The sequence below is a fragment of the Tritonibacter scottomollicae genome, from assembly GCF_032924845.1.
Classification (GTDB): Bacteria; Pseudomonadota; Alphaproteobacteria; order Rhodobacterales; family Rhodobacteraceae; genus Epibacterium; species Epibacterium scottomollicae.
The window spans coordinates 842,786-866,694 of record NZ_CP136704.1 but is presented as its reverse complement, the minus strand read 5'-3'; the positions used below and the strand labels follow the sequence as shown (position 1 = coordinate 866,694).

The 23,909-nt window shown below is 61.5% G+C and carries 23 protein-coding genes; 10 read left to right on the top strand and 13 right to left on the bottom strand.

The annotated features are described in order from the left end of the window. Positions 1 to 14: 14 nt before the first annotated feature. The 3 genes from fumC to R1T40_RS04645 are packed head-to-tail and all read left to right on the top strand — an operon-like array spanning position 15 to position 1,869. Positions 15 to 1,412, top strand: coding sequence for a class II fumarate hydratase (gene fumC / locus R1T40_RS04655; RefSeq protein WP_317386050.1), 1,398 nt, complete (start codon positions 15 to 17; stop codon positions 1,410 to 1,412). Continuing rightward, on the top strand, positions 1,412 to 1,597 hold the full coding sequence (locus tag R1T40_RS04650; RefSeq protein ID WP_106163972.1) for a DUF4169 family protein: 186 nt from the start codon (positions 1,412 to 1,414) through the stop codon (positions 1,595 to 1,597). Before fumC ends, R1T40_RS04650 begins: the two co-directional genes overlap by 1 nt. Before the next feature lie 41 nt (positions 1,598 to 1,638). Next, positions 1,639 to 1,869: a ribbon-helix-helix domain-containing protein gene (locus tag R1T40_RS04645; protein ID WP_317386944.1), complete on the top strand. Its 231-nt coding sequence runs from the start codon at positions 1,639 to 1,641 to the stop codon at positions 1,867 to 1,869. A gap of 6 nt (positions 1,870 to 1,875) precedes the next feature. Here the strand turns inward: R1T40_RS04645 and R1T40_RS04640 are convergent, their stop codons facing one another. From R1T40_RS04640 to R1T40_RS04630, 3 genes are all read right to left on the bottom strand, one after another. Beyond that, a complete protein-coding gene (locus tag R1T40_RS04640) occupies positions 1,876 to 3,234 on the bottom strand; it encodes a cytochrome P450 (protein WP_317386049.1) in 1,359 nt (452 codons plus the stop codon). Continuing rightward, complete coding sequence (locus R1T40_RS04635) at positions 3,231 to 4,478, bottom strand: hypothetical protein (RefSeq protein ID WP_317386048.1); 1,248 nt, start codon at positions 4,476 to 4,478, stop codon at positions 3,231 to 3,233. The genes R1T40_RS04640 and R1T40_RS04635 overlap by 4 nt, the downstream gene beginning before the upstream one ends. Positions 4,479 to 4,558: 80 nt before the next feature. Next, entirely contained in the window at positions 4,559 to 5,311 is a 753-nt protein-coding gene (locus R1T40_RS04630; RefSeq protein ID WP_106163968.1) for a cytochrome c biogenesis CcdA family protein, read from the bottom strand. Positions 5,312 to 5,405: 94 nt separating this feature from the next. Here R1T40_RS04630 and R1T40_RS04625 point away from each other — a divergent pair, with 94 nt between their 5' ends. Then, a complete protein-coding gene (locus R1T40_RS04625; RefSeq protein ID WP_317386047.1) occupies positions 5,406 to 5,642 on the top strand; it encodes a sulfurtransferase TusA family protein in 237 nt (78 codons plus the stop codon). A 75-nt stretch (positions 5,643 to 5,717) separates the two neighbouring features. Here R1T40_RS04625 and R1T40_RS04620 read toward each other — a convergent pair whose 3' ends face one another. The 7 genes from R1T40_RS04620 to purC form a co-directional block, all read right to left on the bottom strand. Next, positions 5,718 to 8,555 (bottom strand): Rne/Rng family ribonuclease, encoded by a 2,838-nt coding sequence (locus R1T40_RS04620; protein ID WP_317386046.1) that lies wholly within the window; start codon positions 8,553 to 8,555, stop codon positions 5,718 to 5,720. A gap of 592 nt (positions 8,556 to 9,147) precedes the next feature. Then, positions 9,148 to 9,837 (bottom strand): HAD family hydrolase, encoded by a 690-nt coding sequence (locus tag R1T40_RS04615; RefSeq protein WP_317386045.1) that lies wholly within the window; start codon positions 9,835 to 9,837, stop codon positions 9,148 to 9,150. Between the two features lie 16 nt (positions 9,838 to 9,853). Next, positions 9,854 to 11,191: a sigma-54-dependent transcriptional regulator gene (locus R1T40_RS04610; protein WP_106163964.1), complete on the bottom strand. Its 1,338-nt coding sequence runs from the start codon at positions 11,189 to 11,191 to the stop codon at positions 9,854 to 9,856. A 24-nt stretch (positions 11,192 to 11,215) separates the two neighbouring features. Next, positions 11,216 to 13,018, bottom strand: a complete 1,803-nt coding sequence (locus tag R1T40_RS04605; RefSeq protein ID WP_317386044.1) for a sensor histidine kinase — start codon at positions 13,016 to 13,018, stop codon at positions 11,216 to 11,218. Positions 13,019 to 13,054: 36 nt separating this feature from the next. Continuing rightward, complete coding sequence (purQ, locus tag R1T40_RS04600; RefSeq protein ID WP_106163962.1) at positions 13,055 to 13,723, bottom strand: phosphoribosylformylglycinamidine synthase subunit PurQ; 669 nt, start codon at positions 13,721 to 13,723, stop codon at positions 13,055 to 13,057. Further along, entirely contained in the window at positions 13,723 to 13,953 is a 231-nt protein-coding gene (gene purS / locus R1T40_RS04595; protein ID WP_005607046.1) for a phosphoribosylformylglycinamidine synthase subunit PurS, read from the bottom strand. The genes purQ and purS overlap by 1 nt, the downstream gene beginning before the upstream one ends. 106 nt (positions 13,954 to 14,059) lie before the next feature. Beyond that, on the bottom strand, positions 14,060 to 14,821 hold the full coding sequence (purC, locus tag R1T40_RS04590; RefSeq protein WP_106163960.1) for a phosphoribosylaminoimidazolesuccinocarboxamide synthase: 762 nt from the start codon (positions 14,819 to 14,821) through the stop codon (positions 14,060 to 14,062). A 439-nt stretch (positions 14,822 to 15,260) separates the two neighbouring features. On the opposite strand from purC, the gene R1T40_RS04585 reads away from it, so the two are divergent. The 3 genes from R1T40_RS04585 to bmt all read left to right on the top strand — a co-directional run bounded on the left by R1T40_RS04585 (position 15,261) and on the right by bmt (position 18,688). Beyond that, positions 15,261 to 15,578 carry a DUF1476 domain-containing protein gene (locus R1T40_RS04585; RefSeq protein ID WP_317386043.1) on the top strand — a complete coding sequence of 106 codons (318 nt, stop codon included), beginning with the start codon at positions 15,261 to 15,263 and terminating at the stop codon, positions 15,576 to 15,578. Between the two features lie 114 nt (positions 15,579 to 15,692). Beyond that, a complete protein-coding gene (locus tag R1T40_RS04580; protein ID WP_317386042.1) occupies positions 15,693 to 17,600 on the top strand; it encodes a phosphatidylglycerol lysyltransferase domain-containing protein in 1,908 nt (635 codons plus the stop codon). 65 nt (positions 17,601 to 17,665) lie between these two features. Beyond that, positions 17,666 to 18,688 (top strand): betaine--homocysteine S-methyltransferase, encoded by a 1,023-nt coding sequence (bmt, locus tag R1T40_RS04575; protein WP_317386041.1) that lies wholly within the window; start codon positions 17,666 to 17,668, stop codon positions 18,686 to 18,688. A gap of 82 nt (positions 18,689 to 18,770) precedes the next feature. On the opposite strand, the gene R1T40_RS04570 is transcribed toward bmt, so the two are convergent. Then, the gene (locus tag R1T40_RS04570) at positions 18,771 to 19,853 is read right to left on the bottom strand and encodes a PA0069 family radical SAM protein (protein WP_317386040.1); all 1,083 of its coding nucleotides are present in this window, start codon (positions 19,851 to 19,853) and stop codon (positions 18,771 to 18,773) included. Between the two features lie 218 nt (positions 19,854 to 20,071). Here R1T40_RS04570 and R1T40_RS04565 point away from each other — a divergent pair, with 218 nt between their 5' ends. Next, the gene (locus R1T40_RS04565) at positions 20,072 to 20,770 is read left to right on the top strand and encodes a corrinoid protein (protein WP_106163956.1); all 699 of its coding nucleotides are present in this window, start codon (positions 20,072 to 20,074) and stop codon (positions 20,768 to 20,770) included. Between the two features lies 1 nt (position 20,771). Continuing rightward, positions 20,772 to 21,512 carry a DUF1638 domain-containing protein gene (locus R1T40_RS04560; protein WP_317386039.1) on the top strand — a complete coding sequence of 247 codons (741 nt, stop codon included), beginning with the start codon at positions 20,772 to 20,774 and terminating at the stop codon, positions 21,510 to 21,512. 60 nt (positions 21,513 to 21,572) lie between these two features. On the opposite strand, the gene R1T40_RS04555 is transcribed toward R1T40_RS04560, so the two are convergent. After that, the gene (locus tag R1T40_RS04555; protein ID WP_317386038.1) at positions 21,573 to 21,983 is read right to left on the bottom strand and encodes a SufE family protein; all 411 of its coding nucleotides are present in this window, start codon (positions 21,981 to 21,983) and stop codon (positions 21,573 to 21,575) included. 133 nt (positions 21,984 to 22,116) lie between these two features. On the opposite strand from R1T40_RS04555, the gene R1T40_RS04550 reads away from it, so the two are divergent. Further along, positions 22,117 to 22,632 carry a hypothetical protein gene (locus tag R1T40_RS04550; protein ID WP_317386037.1) on the top strand — a complete coding sequence of 172 codons (516 nt, stop codon included), beginning with the start codon at positions 22,117 to 22,119 and terminating at the stop codon, positions 22,630 to 22,632. Positions 22,633 to 22,712: 80 nt separating this feature from the next. On the opposite strand, the gene rnd is transcribed toward R1T40_RS04550, so the two are convergent. Beyond that, positions 22,713 to 23,870: a ribonuclease D gene (gene rnd / locus R1T40_RS04545; protein WP_106163952.1), complete on the bottom strand. Its 1,158-nt coding sequence runs from the start codon at positions 23,868 to 23,870 to the stop codon at positions 22,713 to 22,715. Positions 23,871 to 23,909: the final 39 nt, after the last annotated feature.

The following is a 23,909-nucleotide window of genomic DNA, read 5'->3' as shown; positions in this document are numbered from 1 at the left end:
CGGAGACAGACACAATGTCGAACACCCGCACCGAAACCGACAGCTTTGGCCCGCTTGAGGTCCCTTCCGATAAATATTGGGGGGCACAGACTCAGCGTTCGATCATGAATTTCCCGATTGGGTGGGAAAAACAGCCCGTCGCCATCGTGCGCGCACTCGGCGTGATCAAGCAGGCCTGCGCCATGGCCAACAAGGCCTCCGGCAAGCTCGACGCCAAGATCGGCGATGCCGTTATTCAGGCTGCAGGTGAGGTGATCGAGGGCAAGTTCGACGATAACTTCCCGCTGGTAGTGTGGCAGACTGGTTCCGGCACCCAGTCCAACATGAACTCCAACGAGGTGATCGCCAACCGTGCGATCGAGATCCTCGGCGGCGTGATCGGCTCCAAGGATCCGGTGCACCCGAACGACCACTGCAACATGGGTCAGTCCTCCAACGACACCTTCCCCACCGCGATGCATATCGCCACCGCAATGTCCGTGCGTGACGTGCTGGTGCCAGGCCTGACCAAACTGGCCGAAGGGCTGGAGGCCAAGGCGGAAGAGTTCAAGGACATCATCAAGATCGGCCGCACCCATACGCAGGACGCCACGCCGCTGACACTGGGTCAGGAATTTGGCGGCTACGCGCATCAGATCCGTCAGGGTCTGGCGCGGGTCGAGGCGGCAATGCCCGGCATCTATGAGCTGGCGCAGGGCGGCACCGCCGTCGGCACCGGCCTCAACACCGTTGAGGGCTGGGGCGAGGAAGTCGCTGCAAACATGGCCGAAATCACCGGCCTGCCCTTCGTGACCGCGCCGAACAAGTTCGAGGCACTGGCCGCCCATGACGCCATGGTGTTCCTCTCCGGCGCGCTCGCGACCATCGCTGGCAGCTGCTACAAGATCGCCAACGACATCCGGTTCCTAGGCTCCGGCCCGCGCTCTGGTCTGGGCGAGTTGGTGCTGCCCGAAAACGAGCCCGGCTCCTCGATCATGCCGGGCAAGGTGAATCCGACCCAAGCCGAGGCGCTGACGCAGGTGGCCGCACACGTCATGGGCAATGACGCCGCGATCAAATTTGCAGGCTCGCAGGGTCACTTTGAACTCAACGTCTACAACCCGATGATGTCCTACAACCTGCTGCAATCCATCCAGCTTCTGGGTGACGCCGCGGACAGCTTCACCGAGCGGATGCTGAACGGCATCAAGGCCAACGAGCCGCGCATCGAAAAACTGATGACGGAGAGCCTGATGCTAGTGACCGCACTGGCGCCGACCATCGGTTACGACAACGCCACCAAGGTGGCGAAGACCGCGCATAAGAACGGCACCACGCTGAAGGAAGAGGCAATCGCGCTTGGCTTTGTGGACGAAGAGACCTTTGAGAAGGTCGTTCGTCCCGAACAGATGATCGGCCCGAAAGCGAAGTGATGGGAAAACCGGTCAATCTGAACCGGTTTCGGAAACAAAAAGCGCGGGCCGAGAAAAAGGCCCGCGCGGATCAGAACGTTGTCAAATATGGTCGGACCAAGACCGAAAAGGCCCGCGACAAGGCCGATGAGGCACGCGACAAAACCCTCATTGACCAGCACAAACTGGACCATGGAGACGAGTGACACGCCATGAAGCGTCGCCAACGCAGAGAAAACCCGCCCCGATGATTGGCGAGCGCCCGCAAAAACGCTCTCTGACCCTGCGCGGGCATCGGACCTCGGTGTCGCTGGAAGATGCATTCTGGGCGGAGTTTAGACGTCTCGCCGCAGATCAGGACCGTGCGATCAATGAGCTGGCAGCCGAGATCGACGAAGAGCGTGGCACCGATTGCGGACTGGCCTCGGCAATCCGGCTCTATGTGTTGCAGGCGCTGAAGGCCGAAGCCGCGCGCTGAGCCACATCAGCGCTCCGTCAATCGCAGCCAGATCCCGTTTTTCGACCTTACTGTCAGATGCGCCACCGGCTGCGGATCGTGGCCTTCGAGCCGCTCGACCCGATAGCGACGCAGCAAGTGGGCGAGGATCAACACGCCCTCAACCATGGCAAACCCGGCCCCGGTACAAACCCGCGAACCGGCAGAGAACGGCATATAGGCGCTGCGGGCACAGGTCTTGCCGGCCTCTGTCTGCCAGCGCGCGGGGTCAAATTCGTCCGGACGTTCCCACAACCGCTCATGGCGATGCAGATGCCAGGGGCTGAGCACCATCTGTGCGCCCTTGGGGATGTCACGATCACGAAAGCGCTCGGGACATGTGGCTTCGCGCACCATCATCGGAACCGGCGGATAAAGCCGCAGTGTTTCGCGGAACACGTCGCGGGTGATCCGCAGACGCGCGATGGCGGCGAACTCCTCGGTGCCGTGTTCTAGGGCCTCCGCCGCGACCTTCTCCTGCCAGTCTGGATAAAGCGCCATCAGATAGAGCGCCCAGCCAAGCGCCGAGGCGCTGGTCTCATGCCCCGCAAGAAAGAAAATCGCCACCTGATCGACCATCTCCTCGGTATCGAACCCTGCGCCTGTCTTCGGATCAACTGTGGTCATGATCTTGGTGGCCAGATCCTGCGGTGCGGTGCCGGCGGCGATCTCCGCCATGCGGGCCTCGGTCAGGCTGGCGATCAGGCTGCGGATATGGGCTGCATTGGCGCGGGTGCCCTTGGGATAGAGGCGCGGCATCCAGCGCGGCAGCGGCACAAAGGCCGCAAGGTTCAGGATCGGCTGCGCCTGCTGATAGGCGCGAAAGCGGGCAAAGACCTCCGTCGCGACCTGATGTTCGATGGGTATCGAGAACAGGGTGCGGAAAATCACATCCGCCGCGATATGCGAGGTCTCGGCCTCGATCTCCAGCGGGGTGCCATCTGCTTTATGCGCCAGCCGCGCCACCCCGGCTTCGGCTGCGGCCAGCATGGCGGGAAATGTCTCCTTCAGCCGCCCCCCTTCAAAAGCCGGGTCAATGATGCGGCGCTGGCGTTTCCAGGTCTCGCCATTGGTCAGAAAGACGGAATTGCCCAGAAGCGGCCGCAGCCCCTCGCCCACCCGGTTTGATTTGGGAAAATCATCCGCGCGCTCTTTGAGTATGACATCCAGAAGATCCGGCTGGTTCACCAGATAGGAGCGGAAAAACGGCGTGCGGAACTCTGCCATCCAGGCCCGATAGAGCCGCTTCGGCTGGGCCGAGAGGATATCGGCGCGAAACAGCTTCAGGTAACGCCAAAGCGAGACCTTGTCAGGCCGGGCCAGGGGTTTGGGCGGGCGCAGATTCATCGCGGATCCATCGAGCGGAAGCGGTTCACCGGACGCGCCAGCCGGGAGCGGGAATGCGCCCTGTTCTGTAGCCTGTCGCCGAGGGTCTGCGGCCCGGCGGTGATGCGGAAATAGTCATAGTCCTTCGGGTGGTCAAAGGCGCAGAGATACTGGAAATGCAGCCGGAAATAACGCCGCTTCAACGCCTGCCAGCGCGCGGCGCTGAGGGTCTGGGTGAAGGCAGCGGAAAACACGATGGGCCAGCGCTGATCCTTTGGGGCAACGCCGGTGACCCCAACGGGATCACAGAGCGCAAAGGCACAGCCATCGCCGGGCGCGGTGACGTCATACCACGGGATCTGGCCCTGCACCGACATCTCTCGCAGGTCGCGGCGCAGGCGGGTGGCGCGCGGCAGGAAGGACACCATCGGCACCACCTGCCCGAGGCTGAGAAAGCTGAGGCTGGGGCGCTCTGCGGGCAGCCCCTCGTGCAGCAGATCCGCCAGCACCGACACGCCGATATGGGCGCCGGAGGAATGACCGACCACCAGAACCTCATCGACATTGTTGTCCTCCAGAGCGGCGCGAATGGCCGCCCGGAACACCTGCATACGCGCCTCCAACTCCGGTGGGTTCTGCCCGCGCAGGACGGCAGAATAGGCGTAGTCATGCATCAGGTAGTAGACAAACAGCTTGTTGTCTCGGGCCTTGAACCCGCGCAGAAGCGCCACCGCCGCCCCTGCCCCGGCCAGCATCTGCGCGATCCAGATCAGCGGCGCAGGCAGCGGCAGATGCCCCGACAACGCGCCGACACCCCAGGCCACAATCCATCCCAAAAGCGCTGCCAGCAAAGCCTGCACCAAGAGGATCACCACCGGATAGAGCGCCGCAATCACCGGCCCCTTGCGCAGCCGCATCAGCCGCCACAGCGCGCCGGAGGCGATGTAGGTCCAAGCGGTGCGCATAAGCTGCAGATAGGTCGCGGCAATGGAGCTGTTCATGCTGTGCTTGACAATATCGGACCAGACCAGCACCTCCACATCGGTCTCCACCTGCGCGCCTTCGATCTCGGCCGAGACATGCCAGCCGTAAGCGCCCTTGGTGGTCTTCGGAGTGAGGGTCAGCGCGTAGCCCGACAGCTGCGCCTGCTCCGCCCCCTCACTGCGATAGAGTTCGCGGTAGCGGCGGGGGTGGAACGGGTCGTAGCCCGGAATATAGAACACCCGGCGGCTGCGCACCGTTGATGTCGTGGCGTTGCTGCTCATGCCCGATATGTGGCCCCGATCAATGCTGATCAGAGCCTAGCGCAGCTTTGCGGCAAGCGTAAGAGTATGATTTCCGGCGATTAGCCGAGGGTCGCCAGCGCCGGGAAGGTTTCCAGCAGCCAGAAGGAGAAGCTGGTGAACAGGCCAGTGACCAGCATGATGCCGACGATCAGCAACAGTCCCCCCATGACCTTCTCGATCAGCCCCATGTGCCGCTTGATCCGGTTCATCAGCGCCATGGAGCGGGTGAGGAAGATCGCCGCCAGCAGGAAAGGCACACCAAGCCCCAGCGCATAGACGCCAAGTAGGATGGTCCCCCGGCTGACAGAGGCCTCAGAGGCGGCTAGCGACAGGATTGCGCCCAGCTGCGGGCCAATGCAAGGCGTCCAGCCAAAGGCGAAGGCAAGCCCAAGCACATAGGCACCAAGGACGGAACCACCCGCATCTCCGGTCTCCATCCGCGCCTCGCGGTCCAGCAGCGGAATGCGGAACACCGACAGGAAATGCAGACCAAAGACAATCACCACGAGGCCGGAAGCCTTGGCGAACAGCTCCTGATTCTGCAGCACAAAGGCGCCAAAGGCCGAGGCGGTGAAGCCCAGCAGCAGGAACACCGTCGACAGCCCCATCACAAAGAACATCGCTGCCAGGATCGCCTTGCGCCGGGCGGCGGCAGTGCCCTGGATCTCGCCAATGGTCACCCCGCTCATATAGGCCAGATAGGGCGGCACGATCGGCAGCACACACGGGCTCAGAAAGCTGATGATGCCCCCGACAAGGGCAACGAACATGGCGGGCAGAAGGCTCGCGTCGATGATCTCGATTCCAAACATATCGCCTACTTAGTCGAAGCCTCTGACGCCGTCACCTGCACGGGATGTCACATCCTTGTGGACAGGCTGTAACACGCGGCTTATTTCGGACCACATGACAGATTTTGACGCCACGCTGGACGCCATCGGCCTCCTCTGCCCCCTCCCCGTCCTCAAGGCCCGCAAGCGGCTGGAACCTCTGCCCGACGGCGGTGTGCTGCGCATTCTAGCCGATGATCCGGCAGCCATTATCGATGTGCCGCATTTCTGTGCCGAGGCCGGACATGGCTTTATCGGGATGGAAGAAGATGGCGCGCATCAGGTCTATCTGATCCGCAAGGGCGCGCGCTAATCTCAGAAATGTGAACTGAAAGCAAAAAAGGCGGCCCTGCTTGGAGCCGCCTTTTTCAATGTCGTCGTGTCAGCCTCAGCTGCCGGCAGACCACCAGCCACGGCGCTTGGGTTTTTGCGACTGGGCAGGTTCTGGCTGCGCCGCGACCGGCTCCGGCTTTGTCTCGGCTACGGTTGGTGCAGCAGCAACCGGTGCGTCCTCGGCTTGCGGTGCCGCCGGGGCGGGCTGCGCCTCTGACGTGACCTCGGGTGCCGTTGCCTGCTCCGCCGGTGCCTCTTGCGTCGGTACTTCCGAAGCGGTTGGCTCGGGCGCTTTTTGCGGCTCTGGCGCGGGTGTTGGCTCAGGTGCTGTCGCGGGCGCTGCCGCAACGGGTGCATCCTGTGCTTCGACCTCGGCTGCAACTTCAGGCGCGGCAGCAACGCTCGGCGTCACCTCGGTTGCGGCGGCGGGTGCCTCTGCGCGATCAGCTTCAGCGGTCGCAGGGGCATCAGCGGCTACGGGTTGATCCGCCTCGGCCTCCACTTTCTTGCGTGTGCGGCTGCGTGTCCGGGTGCGGGTCCGCTTTTTCTTCGGTTCCGCATCGGCCTCGGGCTCACCATCGGCAGCAGGATCAGCAGTCGTGTTGGCCTCGTCCTGCGCGTTGGCCTCTTTGGCCGCCTCAGACGTGTCACCGTTCGCAGAGCTGTTCTCACCGCTCTCATGACCGTTCTCACCATTGCCGGATTTTTTCCGACGACGACGCCGACGCTTCCGCTTGGGTTTGGCTTCGCCTTCGCTCTCTTCGGACCGAGCCTCGGATTCGACCTCAGCCTCGACCGGCGCAGGCGCAACCTCGACCTCTTCCTCCGGCTCTTCAATCGCGTCGATCTGATCCATGATGGACGCATCGACTGACACGACGGGGCTGGACACCACCGGAATGGCGCGCGAGGCGGTCTTGAACTTCTCAAGCGTGAAATCAGGGCTGACCAGCGTCACGTCCCCTTCGATCCGAACCGACAGACCGTAGCGGGCCTCGATCTGGGCGATATGCTCGCGCTTCTGGTTCATCAGGTAGTTGGCGATGTCCACAGGGCATTTCACCAGCACTTCACGGGATCGACGGCGGGTGCCCTCTTCCTCGATCTGACGCAGGATCGACAGCGCCATGGAGTCGTCGGAGCGGATAAGACCGGTGCCATGGCAATGCGGGCAAGGCGCCGTCGTTGCCTCGATCATGCCGGGACGCAGACGCTGGCGCGACATTTCCATCAGACCAAAGCCCGAGATACGACCCACCTGAATACGGGCGCGATCAGTCTTCAGCTTGTCTTTCATACGCTTTTCGACGGCGGCGTTGTTCTTGCGCTCGTCCATGTCGATGAAGTCGATGACGATCAGACCGGCAAGGTCGCGCAGACGCAGCTGACGTGCCACCTCTTCGGCGGCCTCAAGGTTGGTCTTGAGCGCGGTATCCTCGATCGAAGCCTCTTTTGTGGCCCGGCCGGAGTTCACGTCGATCGCCACCAGCGCCTCGGTCACACCGATCACGATGTAGCCGCCGGATTTCAGCTGCACGGTCGGGTTGAACATGCCGCCAAGGTAGGTTTCGACCTGATAGCGTGCAAACAGCGGCATCTGATCCTGGTAGTTTTTCACATTCTTGGCGTGGGACGGCATGATCATTTTCATGAAGTCCTTGGCGATACGGTAGCCGCGTTCGCCTTCCACCAGAACCTCGTCGATCTCGCGGTTGTAAAGATCGCGGATCGAGCGTTTGATCAGGTCGCCCTCTTCATAGATCTTGGCCGGCGCGATGGATTTCAACGTCAGCTCGCGGATCTGCTCCCACATGCGCTGCAGGTATTCATAGTCTCGCTTGATCTCCGCCTTGGTGCGCTTGGCTCCGGCGGTGCGCACGATCAGGCCCGCGCCCTTGGGCACGTCCAGCTCGGCAGCGATCTCTTTCAGCTTCTTGCGGTCGACGGCGTTGGTGATCTTGCGAGAGATGCCACCGCCACGCGCGGTATTGGGCATCAGGACGCAGTAGCGACCGGCCAGCGACAGATATGTGGTCAGCGCCGCGCCTTTGTTGCCGCGCTCTTCCTTGACGACCTGAACCAGAAGAACCTGACGGACCTTGATGACTTCCTGGATCTTGTAGCGCTTGGGACGCGGCTTGCGCGGCGGGCGGATGTCTTCGTGATCATCATCATCGGCAACCGACTCGATGCTGTCATCCTTGTCAGCGGCATTTGCAGACTTGGATGTGTCTTCGGATTTGTCGTCCGCAGCGTCATCGCCTTCGACATCATCTGCATCCTCAGCGGATGCAACATCCGACGCCAGATCACCGTCGTCGGAGGCATCCGTCGCGGCTGTGTCTTGCTGAGGCTCTTCGACCGGGGTCTCTGCCACGGTTTCCATCGGCGATGTCGCCTCTGGTACATCCGTCAGATCAACCTGCTCATCAGTGAGGTCGATGGTCTCCATTCCGGAGATTTCACCGTTGGACGCCGCGGGCTCGCGGGTTTCCACCACATCTGTCGTCTTCGACCGTTCCGCGCGGGTCTTGCTGCGCGACCGGGAGCGTTTCTTCGGCTTCGGTTCGTCGTCCTCTTCGTCGCGGGCGCGCAGAGCCTCGGCGTAAGCGCGTTCCTCTTCCATCAGAGCTTCACGATCCGCAACGGGGATCTGATAATAATCCGGGTGGATTTCCGAAAAGGCAAGGAAACCATGGCGATTGCCGCCATAGTCCACAAAAGCCGCCTGCAGCGATGGTTCGACGCGGGTTACTTTTGCGAGGTAGATATTGCCAGCAAGCTGGCGTTTGTTTTCAGATTCAAAGTCGAACTCCTCAACTTTGTTTCCATCCACCACCACGACGCGGGTTTCTTCCGCGTGGGTGGCGTCGATCAGCATTTTCTTCGCCATTAGTCCTTAGATTGCACCATGCCAGCACAGGCCGCCACCGGTCGGGATGCACGGGTCCAGAGACGATTGCCCCTGCCCTTGCATCAGGTCCGGGTGGACGCACATGTTGTGGGTGGTGTCTTGTCAGGGCGATTTTCGACTGCGTCGCGGACCATGTGGTGCACAAAGGGGATTTCCGGCATAAGAGCGGAAAACCTGCTTTTGTACTCAATAGTCTCGCGCGCGTCATCGCGGTTCTTCTCCGACAGGTGGGGCTATCCCGATCCCTGCCCGTTATTTCCTCTTCGACCTGGCCGGTTTCGGCCTCATCAAAGCAGGCACTCTTCTGCCTCGCAAAGTGCGAGACGAACTGGTCTGTCATTCTGCCCCGGCGTTGGCCGGTCGGACAGGAGGACAAAAAATTTCATGTATGAACGCCAACAGATGCAGCGTTCGTTCATTTAGCATAAGGCCTGTGGATAGGTAATGACAATGGTCATTCTGCGCCGGACCGCTGCAAACACGATTTTACGATCTAGCTGCAAATTTCCAAGGCAAGGTTAACGAATGTCGCTGAATGACGTTCAACACTCATGACATCTATTATTTTGCGTCAAACTGATGGCGCAGACGCCCGGCACCGCTGCTGGAAATGCCCCTGCGCATGCGTCACCGCGTCTTGCAACGTGCTGGCGAATGCCTGACCCAATTGCGGAAAGGGACGACCGGGTGGTCGCAGATCAGGGATCTGCACCGCAAAGCACCCTGCAGTGGCAGCGGCGGTCAGCCCGTGGTCGCTGTCTTCGAAGGCGGCGCAAAGCTTGGGGTCGAAACCGAACCGGGCCGCAGCCTCCAGATAGGGTGCCGGATCGGGCTTGGTCGCACTCACCTCATCACCGCCGAGTACAAAACTGAAATGCGCCAGCAACCCCGCGCGCTCCAGATGATGCCGTGCCCGGGCGCCGTCGGTGGAGGTCACAACTGCCATCTGCACGCCCTGCCCGCTCAACCCAGCCAGAGTATCCGCAACGGTTGGTTTGATCGGCACACCATCCGCCAGCCTCCGCTCGCAACTGCGCTCCCAGTGAGCAGAAATCGCTTCGAGGTCGGCCTCCGGTCCGCAGAACTCCGTCATGAGATGCTGGCTACGCCGGGCCGTCAGCCCGACAAGCGTGGTGAAAAAGGCCCGCATCTCTGCCGCGTCCCGCTGCACCAGCGGCGCACAGTCGAGAAACCCCTCCATGGTCAGCCGCTCCGTATCCAGAAGCAGTCCATCCATGTCAAAAAGATATGCGGCAGGCATGCGGGCCGTCCTCTTGTCAGCCCAGATAATCGGAGCGCTGCAGGCCGTATTTGGCCATCTTCTCGTTCAGCGTCCGACGGGGCAGGCACAGCTCATCCATCACCGACGCGATGGAGCCCTTGTGACGGCGCATGGTATTGTCGATGAGCATGCGTTCGAACGCTTCGACATATTCCTTGAGCGGCTTGCCCTCTGTGGTCATCACCGGCTGCATATCCTCGTGGTCACTCATCAACAGCGACGCGATCGTGCCGGAGCCGCGACGCGATTGCAGCACCGCACGTTCCGCCACATTGATCAGCTGACGCACGTTGCCCGGCCAGGGCGCCTGCAGAAGCTGTGCAGCTTCCTGAGCGGTCACCTGTGGCGCGTCACACCCATATTCTTCGGAGAACTGTTCACTGAGACGGGTGAAAAGCGTCAGGATATCCTCGCCGCGCTGGCGCAGCGGCGGCACTGTGATCCGCAGCGCGGCCAACCGGTAAAACAGATCGGCGCGCAGCACATCTTCTGACGTCTTGCCAGCTTCTTGCAGGTTGGAGATCGCGATGATGCGCGTTTCGCCCGGAATGCCTTGCTCATTGATGAAGCTCAGGAGCTTTGCCTGCAGCGGCTCGCTCAGCGCCTCCACATCCTCAAGTACCAGCGTACCGCCACGCGCTTCTTCCACCGCGGGCAGCATGCTGTCGTCAGGTTGCATCGGGCCAAACAGCCGCTTGGCCAACGCCTCTTCTTCAAGCGCCGCACAGGACACGAGAACAAATTTCTTGCCCGCCCGGCTGCCGACAGCGTGCAGCGCGTGGGCCACAAGCGTCTTGCCTGTGCCGGTTTCGCCGTCGATCAAAACGTGGCCGTCCGCCTGGCCGAGATCAAGGATATCCTCGCGCAGTCGGTCCATCACAGGGCTGGTGCCGATCAGCTTCTTCATGATCTGGCCGCCATCGGACAGTTCACGGCGCAGCGCGCGGGTGTCCAGCGTCAGGCGACGCGCACCTGTAGCGCGCTTGGCCAGTTCCGACATGCGGTCCGGGTTGAACGGTTTTTCCAGAAAGTCGAAAGCGCCGACACGCATCGCCTCAACCGCCATCGGCACATCCCCGTGGCCAGTAATCATGATCACCGGCAAGGAGCTGTCGGATCCCATCAGCTTTTTCAGGAATTGCATCCCGTCCATGCCCGGCATCTTGATGTCGGAAATCACGATCCCCGGATAATCCGGCCCGAGGGTCTTCAGCGCATCCTCCGCGCTGGCAAAAGTCTCGGTGTCATAACCGGACAATGCCAGCCATTGGCTGATCGACTGACGCATGTCCTGCTCGTCATCCACAATCGCAATTTTCATGGCCTGTGCCATAAGTTGCCCTCCACGTCGTGCCGCCTACTCAGCGGCCTCGATGCCGTCCACAAGGATCGGCAGTTGCATTTCAAACACCGCACCGCCCGCCTCTGCGTTGCGGGCCGTGAGGCGACCGCCTAGGTCGTTCACGATCCCCGAGGAGATAGCAAGCCCCAGACCAACCCCGTCACCGGGCTGCTTGGTGGTATAGAACGGCTCAAACAGACTGTCGAAATTCTGAATGCCATCGCCATTGTCCCGAACCGTGAGCGTCGCGGTCTCTCCGGCGGCGAGCAGAATCTCCACCTCCGGTTCCTCAACGGATTTGGTGGCATCCAGCGCATTGCGCAAGAGGTTCACCATAACCTGTTCCAATCTCATACGGTCTGCCATGACATAGACCGGTTCGTCCGGAAGTATACGGGTGATCTTCACATGCCGCTGGCGCAGTTGCGGCTCCATCATCGACAGGCTGGAGGCCAGCGCATCGCCCATGTTTACTGGGCTAAAGGCGTCACCGCCCTTGCGAGCGTAGGATTTCAACTGCCGTGTGATCGCGCCCATGCGCTCGATCAGGTCATCAATGCGGCCAAAGGAGGACAGCGCCTCTTCCGGGCGGTTGCGCTGCAGCAGCAACCGTGCCCCCGCGAGATAGGTCTTCATCGCGGCCAGAGGCTGGTTCAACTCGTGGCTGACGGCGGCGGACATCTCGCCCAAGGCGGCCAGTTTCGAGCTCTGCGCGAGGCTCTGTTCGGCCACCGCGAGGGTCTCTTGCACGCGTTCCCGTTCGGCGATTTCCCGCTGTAGGCGGGTGTTCAACACGCGAAGCTCCGCCGACTCGCGCTGGAACAATGCCATCCTCAGCGCCGTCTTGCGGCTCAGCGCATAGAAGGCCAGCGCCAGAAGGATCGCGAAGCCCATGATTTCGAGCGCAATCACTGCGTTGACCTGCTCGCGGATCGAATCATAGGTGGTGTAGGACATCATCCGCCAGCCCTGAAACGGCACGCGGGTCTCCAGTCGCATCACCGCCTCGCCCTGCAGGTAGACATCGGTCGGCAGTGCGGTCCAATCCGCAGTGGCGCGAATGGCGCGCTGAATGGCGCCCTCAGGGGTCTGTTCCTTCAGTGCCTCGGCCTCGGAGAGCCCGCGCCAGCGCGCCTCTGTTGCCAGCACCACGGTGCCAGTGCTGTCAGCCACCATGACGGCGTCGGAAATCCCGGCCCAGGCACGTTCAAACTTCTGCAGATCCACCTCGACCATGATGACGCCGAGTGTCCCGCTGCTGTCCACCAGCCGCCGGGAGTAGGTGAACTGATACCCTCGCACCTCGCGGGGGATGACCGAAAACACAGTGGAATTGGACCGGATGGCCTCCACGAAATAGGGTGCGTTGCGGTAGGTTTCTCCCAGCCGAATACGGTCCGTCGCCGCCACCGTGCGCCCGTCGCGGTCCATCAACGTGATCGAGGCGGCGCCGATTTCGTCAACGAAAGATATCAGACGTTGGGTGGAGAGAGAGAAATCCTGGCTCTGTAGCGCAGAGATCAGCGCCTGATCCCGTGACAGCAGCTGCGGGACGATGGCGTGCCGGCGCAACTCACTCACAAGATTGCCTGAATAGAGCGCGAGACGCAGCTCAGCTCGGTTTCGGGTGGTTTCGGTAAAGCTGTGGGTCAGCGTCGTGTTGGTGAACCAGACAGTTGCTCCGGCAACAGCCATAAACACCACCAGCGCGATGCGCACTCGCCACGAAATCGTCCGGGAGCGCAAAGTGCGGGACTTGCTCTGGCGCGCGCGGGGCGCGGACGGCTTGGCGCCGGAGGTCTCCTCAGGGGCTGTCATGCTGCAACAGTAGGTTTACCGCCCCTGAGGCTCAAGTCAGGCGTCCGTCAGCAGGCCGGACAATGCGCGGAACATTGCCGTGCCATCAGTGCCGCCATGGCCTTCATCCGCTGCCCGCTCCGGGTGCGGCATCATGCCAAGAACGCGACGGTTTTCCGACAGGATGCCCGCGATATCGTCAATCGAACCATTGGGGTTGTCGACATAGGTAAAGGCAATGCGATCCTGATCTTTCAGCGCCTGCACGGTGGCGTCATCGGCGTAGTAATTGCCGTCGTGATGGGCGATCGGCACTCCGATCACGTCCCCGGCGTTGTAGCCCTGCGTGAAGGCACTGTCAGAGGTTGCGACGGCCAGATCGACGGTTTTGCAAATGTACTTCAGACCTGCGTTCCGCAGCAGCGCCCCCGGCAGCACGCCGGTTTCAGTCAGAATCTGAAAGCCGTTGCAGACACCCAGCGCATAGCCGCCCCGCTCGGCGTGGTCGACCACGGCCTTGCAGATCGGCGATTGTGCCGCAATGGCGCCGCAGCGCAGGTAGTCACCATAGGAGAAACCACCGGGAACGCCGACGATGTCGACACCCTCGGGCAGCTGGCTGTCCTTGTGCCAGACCATGGAAACGTCAAAACCGGCCTGTTCAAAGGCCACGGCCAGATCACGATCACAGTTGGATCCGGGGAAGACGACGACTGCGGCCTTCATCACTGGATCTCGACGCTGTAGGATTCGATCACGGTGTTGGCGAGCAGCTTTTCGCACATCTCGGTCACATCCGCCTCGGTGGCGCCCTCGGCCAGCTCCAGGTCGATCACCTTGCCCTGACGCACGCCTTCGACCTTATCAAAGCCAAGCGCGCCAAGCGCGTGACGCACGGCCTCTCCTTGCGGATCGAGAACTCCGTTCTTCAGCATCACATGCACCCGTGCCTTCATCGCGTCTTTCCTCAAGTTCCTGCGGGCGGGAGCGAAAGCGCCCTGCCCTGTTGCGCTATTGAAAAACCCGCAAGACCGACTGAGCAGACCTTGCGGGCGAAATCTCTTAGTTCACCAGCTGAGGCTTGCCCGGCGCTGGTGGGTTGTTCGGCATCACGCCCAGACGGCGGGCCACCTCGGTATAGGCGTCGGTCAGGCTGCCCAGATCGCGACGGAACACGTCCTTGTCGAGCTTCTGACCCGTCTTGATGTCCCACAGGCGGCAGCTGTCAGGGCTGATCTCGTCGGCGATAACAAGACGCTGGAAATCTCCGTCGTAAACGCGGCCGATCTCGATTTTGAAGTCTACCAGACGGATGCCCACGGCCAGCATCACGCCGGACATGAAATCATTGACCCGCAGCGCCAGGCTCAGGATGTCGTCCATGTCCTGCTGGCTGGCCCAGCCAAAGGCGGCGATATGCTCTTCGGTGACCAGCGGGTCGCCAAGGTCGTCGTCCTTGTAGCAATATTCCACGATCGGGCGCGGCAATTGCGTGCCCTCGTCGATGCCCAGGCGTTTGCTCAGGCTGCCGGCGGCATAGTTGCGCACGATGATTTCCAGCGGGATGATCTCGCAGGAGCGCACCAGCTGCTCGCGCATGTTCAGCCGTTTCAGGAAATGCGTCGGCACGCCGATCTGACCCAGACCCAGCATGAAGAATTCGCTCAGGATGTTGTTCAGGACACCCTTGCCCTCGATCACGTCGTGCTTTTCGGCATTGAAGGCCGTGGCGTCGTCCTTGAAGTATTGGACGATCGTACCCGGTTCGGGCCCTTCATAAAGAGTCTTTGCCTTGCCTTCGTAAATCTTTTTGCGCCGCGCCATGGAGAGCCTTTCGGTATGGACCACCGGGAATCTGCCCCGATCCGTAGCGTTCTCTTAGTGCAAGGGGGCACGTCCCGCAAGCGCGCCGCCAGTCGTGATCGGATTACCTGCCTAGACGGGCTCCTCCCCGAGCAGGACGCGAACGTCAAATATACGCAATTCAGCAGGGCTGGCCAAATTTGCAGCCATTCTCTCCCTTTGCGTTGACGCTTTCTTCAAGAACGCAGGCTACGCTGACTTCAACCAGATACGGATGTCTGCGGATGTCCGGCCTCCCGTGGTGGGACTCGGGGCTGCGGTTCCAGTGCACAGAATGGCACGCCGCACTCCTTGCCTAGTTGTGAAAGCGGTCCTGACCGCTGATGTGGTAGACTGGCATACGGGGCCAGACACCGTTCAGCATCGGCCCCGGCATCGCTCACTGTGGGAAGGACCGAAAATGACAACCTTTGACGACCGAGAGAAGGCGTTCGAGAACAAATTTGCGCATGATGCCGAACTGAAGTTCAAGGCTGAAGCGCGCCGCAACAAGTTGCTAGGCCTCTGGGCCGCGGGTTTGTTGGGGCACCGGGATGAAGCGGCAGAAGCCTATGCCCAAACCGTCATCATCGCCGATCTGGAAGAACCTGGAGAGGAAGATGTTCTGGAAAAGCTGACCCGCGACCTTGAGGGCAAGGTTGATCGTGGCGCGATCCGGGAGAAGATGACGGCGCTCATGCTGCAGGTGGCGGAAGAAGTCTCCCCTACGGTTCCCTGACCCCGACGGACCCGCCCCAGAACACGGCACAGGGCATGTCCGTCTGACCCTGACCCGACAGATATCACGGTGGTACGCGACCGGCGATGTCTGCTCATCTGGCGGACGCTTGACATGACTTCACGCACCTCGCGCAAACAGACCTTTGCAAACCTCCTGCGCGTGATTGCGCCGCTTGGCATCATGGTGGCCTGCCTGGTAACGCTGGCGGGCCACGCGGATCTACCGGGCCTGCCGGAACTGATAACGCTGGTGCGGCAGGTTCCGCTGCCCAATTGGATTGGCGCGTTCGGAGCGACTGTGCTCAGCTTCTGGGCACTTGGACGGTATGATGCTGTCGCCCACCGGCATCTGCGCACCAACTTTGACGCTCCGGTGGCACGGCGCGCTGGCATGGCCTCGATCGCGTTTTCTCAGGCTGTCGGGTTTGGCTTGCTGTCGGGGTCCTTCGCCCGCTGGCGTTTGCTTTCGCCCTTGTCCCCGTTGCAGTCAGCTCAGCTGACTGCCTTTGTCGGGATCACCTTCATGACCGCATTGTCGGTGATCTGCGGACTGTCGCTGCTGTTGATCGCGCCATCCCTGGCGCTGCGCGGGCTGGGTCTTGGCATACTGATAGTTGCGACCCTTGCCTGCGCATTGTGCTTCCTGCACCCGGAATGGCGGCTACGTGGACTAAGACTGCGCCCGCCGTCCCTACAAGCAATCCTCGCCCTTATGCTCTGGACGCTAATGGATGTCGGCTTTGCCGGGATCGCGCTTTGGTTCTTGCTGCCCTCGGGGCATGGGATCGAACTGGCCGCGCTGCTGCCTGCCTATTTTCTGGCGCTGGGGCTGGCAATAATCTCGTCCTCTCCCGGTGGCGCCGGCCCGCTGGAGCTGGCCATGCTGGCGCTGCTGCCGGGCGCGGAGCCTGCGGCGCTGGTTGCTGGATTGCTGGCCTTCCGCCTCGTCTATTATGCCATACCTGCGGCGCTCGCGGGGGCGCTGTTGCTTTGGCCTTCGCTGATGCGGCAAGGCCTGGCGGCTGAGCCAGAAGACGAGGAAGACTTGCTTGGCTCAGACGTCCGGCCTGCCGCCAGCCAGCCCTTTGACCGCCCGCAGGCGGAAACCGGGGTGATCTTGCAGAACGGCGGTCACGTCATGGCCTTTGGCCTCAATCAGGTGGCCATGCTGGACACGCCGCAGATCTCGGCCGTGTTGTTTGACCCGATCAGCGGGCGCAGGCCTGAAATCCCCGATGCGCTCAACCGCCATGCCCGCGCGCGCAATGCAGCCGCCTGCCTCTATAAATGCAGCGCGCGACTGGCAATCGCCGCCCGCCAACAAGGGTGGAAGGTGCTGCGCATTGCACAGGATGCCATTCTTGACCCATCAGAGTTCTCTGACAAAGGATCTTCCTTTCGCCAACTGAGACGCAAGCTCCGCAACGCTGAAAAGGCAGGCCTGCGGGTCGAACCTGCATGGAGCACCCTGCCCCTGCACGATATGGCCGAGGTTGATCACGCCTGGACCCGGCAACATGGCTGCGCACGTGGAACCACCATGGGACAGTTCGAACCCGGGTATGTGGCGATCCAGATGACGTTTCTGGCGTGGCAGGAGGAACGTCTGATCGGGTTCATCACCTTTCACCGCGCGGCGGACGAGTGGTGTCTCGACCTGATGCGCCAACTGCCGGGGGCGCCGGATGGCACCTGTCATGCCCTGCTGCGCGCCGCCATTGAAACGGCCAGAGATGCCGGTGTCACGCGTTTGTCGCTTGCCGCCGTGCCCGATCACAGGTTTGCACACCGTTTCGACCGGGGCCTGCGGCAGTTCAAATCCTGCTTCGCCCCCAGCTGGCAACCCCGCTACATTGCGGCACCAACCTGGCCGCAATTGGCTCTCGCGCTGGCGGAGATGATCCGACTCGTCCATCGCCCGGCGCGACCGGAGATCGAGATGCCGCAGCCGGACATGACCATGCGCGCACCTCATGTAGAACTTGACGAAAATGCAGTTGCGGGAAAACGCTCTGCGTGACAGATGAACCCATCCTGCAGAGGGCATGTGGCCCCTCGGCACTGACCTGGTAAGTGGATACCAAGATGAGCAATAGTTTCCTCGACCTCATGGAGAGCCGTGATGTGCTGCTGGCCGACGGGGCAACCGGCACCAACCTGTTCAACATGGGCCTGCAGTCCGGCGACGCGCCAGAGCTGTGGAACACCGATGAGCCGGAAAAGATCAAAGCGCTCTACAAGGGCTCTGTTGATGCGGGCAGTGATTTGTTCCTCACCAACAGTTTTGGCGGCACGGCCGCGCGTCTGAAACTGCATGATGCCCAGGGCCGGGTGCGTGAACTGAACCGCGTGGCCGCCGAGCTGGGCCGTGAGGTCGCCGACACCGCTGAGCGCAAAATCGCCGTTGCCGGGTCTGTGGGCCCCACTGGCGAGATCATGCAGCCCGTGGGCGAGATGAGCCATGCGCTGGCGGTAGAGATGTTCCACGAACAGGCCGACGCGCTGAAAGAAGGCGGCGTTGATGTGCTCTGGCTGGAGACGATCTCCGCGCCGGAGGAATTTGCCGCCGCCGCAGAGGCCTTCAAACTGGCCGACATGCCCTGGTGTGGCACCATGAGCTTTGACACCGCCGGGCGCACCATGATGGGGGTGACCTCCGCCGATCTGGCCAAGCTGGTCGAAGGCTACGAACAGCCGCCGCTGGCCTTTGGCGCCAACTGCGGCACCGGCGCGTCGGACATCCTGCGTACCGTTCTGGGCTTTGCCGCGCAGGGCACGGAGCGTCCGATCATCTCGAAGGGGAACGCGGGCATTCCGAAATACGTCGATGGCCACATCCACTATGACGGCACGCCAGAACTGATGGGCGAATACGCCGTGCTGGCGCGGGATTCTGGTGCCAAGATCATCGGCGGCTGCTGCGGCACCATGCCGGACCATCTGCGCAAGATGCGCGAGGCGCTCGACACGCGGCCCCGCGGCGAACGTCCGACGTTGGAGCGGATCGTCGAGGTGCTGGGCCCCTTCACCTCTGCCAATGATGGCACCGAAGAGGGCGCAAACGATGGCAGCGAGCGGCGAAACCGCCGTGGTCGCCGGCGCAGCTGATCCAACCGAATTTCGAACTCCCGAAAGGGTCGGACGCAAGTCCGGCCCTTATTTCTTGCCTGCCTGACCCACCAAAGCGGATCTAGCCAAACAGGCTGAGCTGGTCGCCCGCCTGTGCCGGTTTGGCAAAGAGATCACTCCGCAGCGGCTCCGCCCTTTCAGCCAACCCCAGCCGGGCACAGGCCAGTTTGAACCGGCGCGCAATCACCTCGGCATATTCGCCCTCGCCCCGCATGCGCTGCCCCCAACGCGGATCATAGTCACGGCCGCCATGCATCTCGCGCAGGCGGGCCATTACCTTCTCCGCCCGACCGGGCTCATGTTCCTGAAGCCAGTCCTGCCACAGCCCCGACACCTCGCGCGGAAGGCGCAGCATGATCCAGCTGGCCGCATCCGCCCCGGCCTCTACCCCGGCAGCGAGCAACGCCTCCAGCTCGTGATCCGTCAGCCCCGGCACCAGGGGTGACGTCATGATCCGCACCGGAATGCCGGCATCACTCAACCGTTTGATCGTCGCCAAACGGCGCGCGGGCACCGGCACCCGCGGCTCCATCCGGCGCGACAGATCTGCATCCAGCGTGGTGACAGAGACGCCAACCCGGACCAGCCCGCGGGCGGCCATGTCGGACAGGATGTCGATATCACGCTCGATCAAAGTACCCTTGGTGACAATGGCCACCGGGTGATTGAACTCCCGCAGCACCTCCAGACAGGCGCGCATGATGCCGTGATCGCGCTCGCAAGGTTGATAGGGATCGGTGTTGGTGCCGATCGCCAGGGTCGCGACCTTGTAGCTGCGGGCAGACAGTTCCTTGCGCAGCACCTCCGGCGCGTTCGGCCGCGCCACAAGCCGAGTTTCGAAATCAAGCCCGGGTGAGAGCCCGAGATAGGCATGGCTGGGTCGCGCGAAACAATAGATGCAGCCGTGTTCGCACCCCCGATAGGGATTGATCGAGCGGTCGAATGGCAGATCCGGCGAGCGGTTGTAGGAGATCAGGCTGCGGGCCATCTCGCAGCGAATCTCTGTCGCAACGGAGGTCACAGCCTCCTCCTGATGCCAGCCGTCGTCGACCTCTTCGCGCCCCAGATCGAAGCGTCCTGCCGCATTGCTGAGCGCAGCGCGCGATTTGCGACGTTTGAGATTTTGGGAACCATTGTCGTGCATAATGTCGATATGGCACACGAACCAGAACAAATAAAGAACAAACAAGGATAAGCGAACAAAATCATGCAAAACCGCCCCTAGAATCGCATCGCTTTCATCGGTTTGGTCGGTTCGAAACGCACCAGTGTCGCAATCGAAACAGTGCAGATCGTCGCATCTGTCACAAAACAATAAAGAACGGCCAAACCGGGCGCGCCCGTCAGCTAAGGAATGCAGATATGTCGGAAGAAGAAGACATCATCCTCTCGGAACTCGATGACGAGGAACTGGTCCAACAGATGTATGACGACCTCTATGACGGTCTCAAGGAAGAGATCGAAGAGTCGGTAAATATCCTTCTGTCGCGCGGCTGGGCGCCCTACAAGATCCTCACCGAAGCACTCGTGGGCGGCATGACCATCGTGGGCGCCGACTTCCGCGATGGTATCTTGTTTGTGCCTGAAGTGCTGCTGGCCGCCAACGCCATGAAGGGCGGCATGTTCATCCTGAAGCCGCTGCTGGCAGAGACCGGCGCGCCGCGCATGGGTTCCATGGTGATCGGCACGGTGAAAGGCGACATTCACGACATCGGCAAGAACCTCGTTTCCATGATGATGGAAGGCGCCGGGTTCGAGGTGGTCGACATCGGCATCAACAACCCGGTGGAAAACTACCTTGAGGCGCTTGAAGAACACCAGCCAGACATCCTCGGCATGTCCGCCCTGCTGACCACCACCATGCCCTATATGAAAGTCGTCATCGACACGATGATCGAACAGGGCAAGCGCGATGATTACATTGTGCTGGTCGGTGGCGCGCCGCTGAACGAGGAGTTCGGCAAGGCCATTGGTGCCGACGCCTATTGCCGCGATGCGGCCGTTGCCGTGGAAACCGCCAAGGAATACGTGGCGCGCAAGCACAACGCTATGACCGCCTGATATGGCTGCCGCGTCCCAGCGACGCGGCCGGGCGGCCCGGCTCACGCAGCGGGCCGCCCTTCCCTTGCCCCGTGGCAAGACCCTGGATGCGCATAGCCTGTCGGAAGACGGCCTGGCCGCACCAGAACGCAAGACTGGACGCATCCTGCTGATCGCCTGTGGCGCGCTCGCGCGTGAGATCCTGGATATCAAGGCGCTCAACGGTCTCGATCACATGGATCTGACCTGCCTGCCGGCCAAGCTGCACCTCTACCCCGATCAGATCGTCACCCATGTGGAGGCCGCGGTAGAAACCCATCGTGCGGTCTATGACCAGATCTACGTGGTCTATGCCGATTGCGGCACCGGCGGCCTGCTGGAACAGAAATGCGCCGAACTGGGCGTGGAGATGGTCCCCGGCCCGCATTGCTATGCGTTCTTCGAAGGCAATGCGCAGTTTGCAGAGCGCACAGAGGCAGGCGAGATCACTGCCTTCTACCTGACCGATTTCCTGGTGAAACAGTTCGACGCCTTTATCTGGCGCCCGATGGGCCTCGACAAGAACCCCGAGCTGCGTGACATGATCTTCGGAAACTACACGACGCTGGTCTATCAGTCACAGGTCACCGACCCGCAGCTTGTGGAGAAAGCCCGCGTCTGCGCCGTCCGCATGGGGCTGGCGTTTCAGCATCGCCACACCGGATACGGCGATCTGCAGAGCACGCTCACCAGCTGGGCGGCACAGCGATCTACTTCTGATTAAAATACTGTGGCAGGCATCACAGACGCCCTGCCAAAGAAGCAGCAATGGCAACCAGGGCAATCAGACCTGCGCGGCGGCGGTTTCGCGAATACGCTCGATCATCGCGCGCAGCCCATTGGACCGCTGCGCGGAAAGATGATCGTTCAGGCCAAGGCGCTCCATCTCGGCGCGCGCATCAACCGCAAGAACCTCAGCCATGGTAAGCCCGTTGTAGAGCTTGCGCAGCAGCGCGATCAGCCCCTTCACGATCATCGCATCGCTATCACCATCGAAGTAGAACTTTCCATCGCTGATCTGCGGATGCAGCCAGACCTGACTGGCACAGCCGTCCACCTTGGTTGCGGGCACTTTCAGCGCATCCTCCAGCGGTGGCATCGCCTTGCCCTGCTCGATCACATGGCGATAGCGGTCTTCCCAATCCTCAAAAAACTCGAAGTCATCGACGATTTCCTCAAAGGCGGCGCTGGCCATGGCAATCCTCATCTCGCTGTGCAGGGGCAACAGATCGGACCTAGGCCAGCATCGAAGGGTTTTCAACCGCTTTTCAACGCCGCTTCAATCGGGTAGTCACATTTGCAAGTAACTCTCACTGCGGCAGGTATTCATGCGTATTACTCTCGGCGCCCTCTTGATTAGCACATTGGCCCTGTCGTCCTGCGGCGGCTGGCGTGACTCCCGCGTCAACCCGACAAACTGGTTCGGCAACTCTCGCGAGGCCCCGGTTGAGACCGACGAAAACCTCAACCCCCTGATTCCACAGGAAGAGGAAAGAGTGAACCTGCTCGGGCGCGGCGATGATGAAGAGGTCGACAACAGCCTGCTGATCGCGGTGATCAAGGACATGCGGATCGAGCGCACCTCGGTTGGTGCAATCCTCACGGTAGAAGGTGAAGCCGCCCGCAATGGCGCCTATGACGCGCAGCTGGTCCCTAGCATCACTCAGGAACCGGGGCGGCTGGAATATACCTTCCGGGTGAACTACCCCAAGAACGCCACCTATCGTGGCACGCCAGCGACCCGCACCATTCGCGCCGCTGTCAGCCTGTCGAACCAGGATCTTGCAGGCGTGCGTGTCCTGCGGGTGATCGGTAAGGAAAACGCCCGCGAAACCCGGCGCTGACAGAGCTGAGCCCTGAACAATTCGATACAAAAAACGCGCCTCACTGGGCGCGTTTTTTGTGATTTAAAGTGAGACGAGCGTCAGATATTGACGACTTTGACCATCTGTCCCTTGGCAGCCAAGGCGATTTCACCGTTGCAAAGGCGAAGCGCATCTGCACCAAACACTTCATGCCGCCATCCCTGAAGCGCCGGAACGTCCCGCTCTCCCGCGGCGATCGCATCAAGGTCCGAGGAGGGGGCAATCAGCTTTGCCGCGACACCGGACGCCTCGGTCTTGGCCTTCAGCAGAACGCGCAACAAATCTGCCAATGCTCCGTTGATCTGCATCTTCTCGCGCGACCGATCCGGTTGCGGCATCTCGTCCTGCGGGCAGTTCACGCCGCGCGCCACGGCCTTCAGAATGCCCTCGGCAATCGCTCCCTTGCGGGCCTCACGCAACAACAGACGAGAGCCGCTCAGGTCAGACCCTGAACTGGGCTTCGTCGAGGCCAGCTCGACCAGCGCATCATCCTTGTAGACCCGGTTGCGCGGCACGTTGTTGCTCTGCGCATATTCTTCGCGGAAGGCTGCCAGTTCGCGCACCACAGCCAGGAACCGACCGGAGTTGGTGCGGGTCTTGACCCGGCGCCACGCCTCTCTGGGCTGTACGTTATAGGTGGCCGGATCGGTCAGCACCTGCAGCTCTTCTGCAACCCAATGGCTGCGCCCCGTCTTGTCCAGCTCCTTGCGCAGGTGCTCGTAGATCTGGCGCAAATGGGTAACATCCGCGAGCGCATAGGTCTTTTGCGCATCGCTGAGCGGACGGCGCGACCAATCGGTAAAGCGCGAGGTCTTGTCCAGACCCTGCTTGCAGATCTTGCGCACCAGAGTTTCATAGCCCACCTGCTCACCAAAGCCGCAGACCATGGCCGCGACCTGAGTGTCAAACAGCGGCTTTGGAAACACCTGCGCATCGACCCAGAAAATCTCCAGATCCTGACGCGCCGCGTGAAACACCTTGACCACATTCTCATTGCGGAACAGGTCGTAGAGCGGCTCCAGCGACAATTCTGCAGATAGCGGATCCACCAGAACGGCATCTGTTTCACCATCACCCGCAAAGGCGATCTGCAGCAGACAGAGTTTAGAATAATAGGTCCGTTCGCGCAGGAACTCGGTATCCACCGTCACGTAAGGATGCTTCGCGGCCTCTTCACAAAAGGCTCGCAGTTCGTCGGTGGTTGTAAGAGTTTTCATCAATAGCGTCTTTTTTAGGGTTTCTACCGCTCGGGCACC

What these genes read in the sequence shown, in the direction of transcription:
- R1T40_RS04555 (WP_317386038.1), bottom strand. Translation starts at nt 21,983, where the DNA reads ATGGCCAGCGCCGCCTTTGAGGAAATCGTCGATGACTTCGAGTTTTTT.
- purS (WP_005607046.1), bottom strand. Translation starts at nt 13,953, where the DNA reads ATGAAGGCACGGGTGCATGTGATGCTGAAGAACGGAGTTCTCGATCCG.
- R1T40_RS04560 (WP_317386039.1), top strand. Translation starts at nt 20,772, where the DNA reads ATGGCTGCCGCGTCCCAGCGACGCGGCCGGGCGGCCCGGCTCACGCAG.
- R1T40_RS04635 (WP_317386048.1), bottom strand. Translation starts at nt 4,478, where the DNA reads ATGAGCAGCAACGCCACGACATCAACGGTGCGCAGCCGCCGGGTGTTC.
- R1T40_RS04630 (WP_106163968.1), bottom strand. Translation starts at nt 5,311, where the DNA reads ATGTTTGGAATCGAGATCATCGACGCGAGCCTTCTGCCCGCCATGTTC.
- R1T40_RS04645 (WP_317386944.1), top strand. Translation starts at nt 1,639, where the DNA reads ATGATTGGCGAGCGCCCGCAAAAACGCTCTCTGACCCTGCGCGGGCAT.
- purC (WP_106163960.1), bottom strand. Translation starts at nt 14,821, where the DNA reads ATGGCGCGGCGCAAAAAGATTTACGAAGGCAAGGCAAAGACTCTTTAT.
- purQ (WP_106163962.1), bottom strand. Translation starts at nt 13,723, where the DNA reads ATGAAGGCCGCAGTCGTCGTCTTCCCCGGATCCAACTGTGATCGTGAT.
- bmt (WP_317386041.1), top strand. Translation starts at nt 17,666, where the DNA reads ATGAGCAATAGTTTCCTCGACCTCATGGAGAGCCGTGATGTGCTGCTG.
- R1T40_RS04565 (WP_106163956.1), top strand. Translation starts at nt 20,072, where the DNA reads ATGTCGGAAGAAGAAGACATCATCCTCTCGGAACTCGATGACGAGGAA.
- rnd (WP_106163952.1), bottom strand. Translation starts at nt 23,870, where the DNA reads ATGAAAACTCTTACAACCACCGACGAACTGCGAGCCTTTTGTGAAGAG.
- R1T40_RS04650 (WP_106163972.1), top strand. Translation starts at nt 1,412, where the DNA reads ATGGGAAAACCGGTCAATCTGAACCGGTTTCGGAAACAAAAAGCGCGG.
- R1T40_RS04620 (WP_317386046.1), bottom strand. Translation starts at nt 8,555, where the DNA reads ATGGCGAAGAAAATGCTGATCGACGCCACCCACGCGGAAGAAACCCGC.
- R1T40_RS04640 (WP_317386049.1), bottom strand. Translation starts at nt 3,234, where the DNA reads ATGAATCTGCGCCCGCCCAAACCCCTGGCCCGGCCTGACAAGGTCTCG.
- R1T40_RS04550 (WP_317386037.1), top strand. Translation starts at nt 22,117, where the DNA reads ATGCGTATTACTCTCGGCGCCCTCTTGATTAGCACATTGGCCCTGTCG.
- R1T40_RS04585 (WP_317386043.1), top strand. Translation starts at nt 15,261, where the DNA reads ATGACAACCTTTGACGACCGAGAGAAGGCGTTCGAGAACAAATTTGCG.
- R1T40_RS04570 (WP_317386040.1), bottom strand. Translation starts at nt 19,853, where the DNA reads ATGCACGACAATGGTTCCCAAAATCTCAAACGTCGCAAATCGCGCGCT.
- R1T40_RS04580 (WP_317386042.1), top strand. Translation starts at nt 15,693, where the DNA reads ATGACTTCACGCACCTCGCGCAAACAGACCTTTGCAAACCTCCTGCGC.
- R1T40_RS04615 (WP_317386045.1), bottom strand. Translation starts at nt 9,837, where the DNA reads ATGCCTGCCGCATATCTTTTTGACATGGATGGACTGCTTCTGGATACG.
- R1T40_RS04610 (WP_106163964.1), bottom strand. Translation starts at nt 11,191, where the DNA reads ATGGCACAGGCCATGAAAATTGCGATTGTGGATGACGAGCAGGACATG.
- R1T40_RS04625 (WP_317386047.1), top strand. Translation starts at nt 5,406, where the DNA reads ATGACAGATTTTGACGCCACGCTGGACGCCATCGGCCTCCTCTGCCCC.
- R1T40_RS04605 (WP_317386044.1), bottom strand. Translation starts at nt 13,018, where the DNA reads ATGACAGCCCCTGAGGAGACCTCCGGCGCCAAGCCGTCCGCGCCCCGC.
- fumC (WP_317386050.1), top strand. Translation starts at nt 15, where the DNA reads ATGTCGAACACCCGCACCGAAACCGACAGCTTTGGCCCGCTTGAGGTC.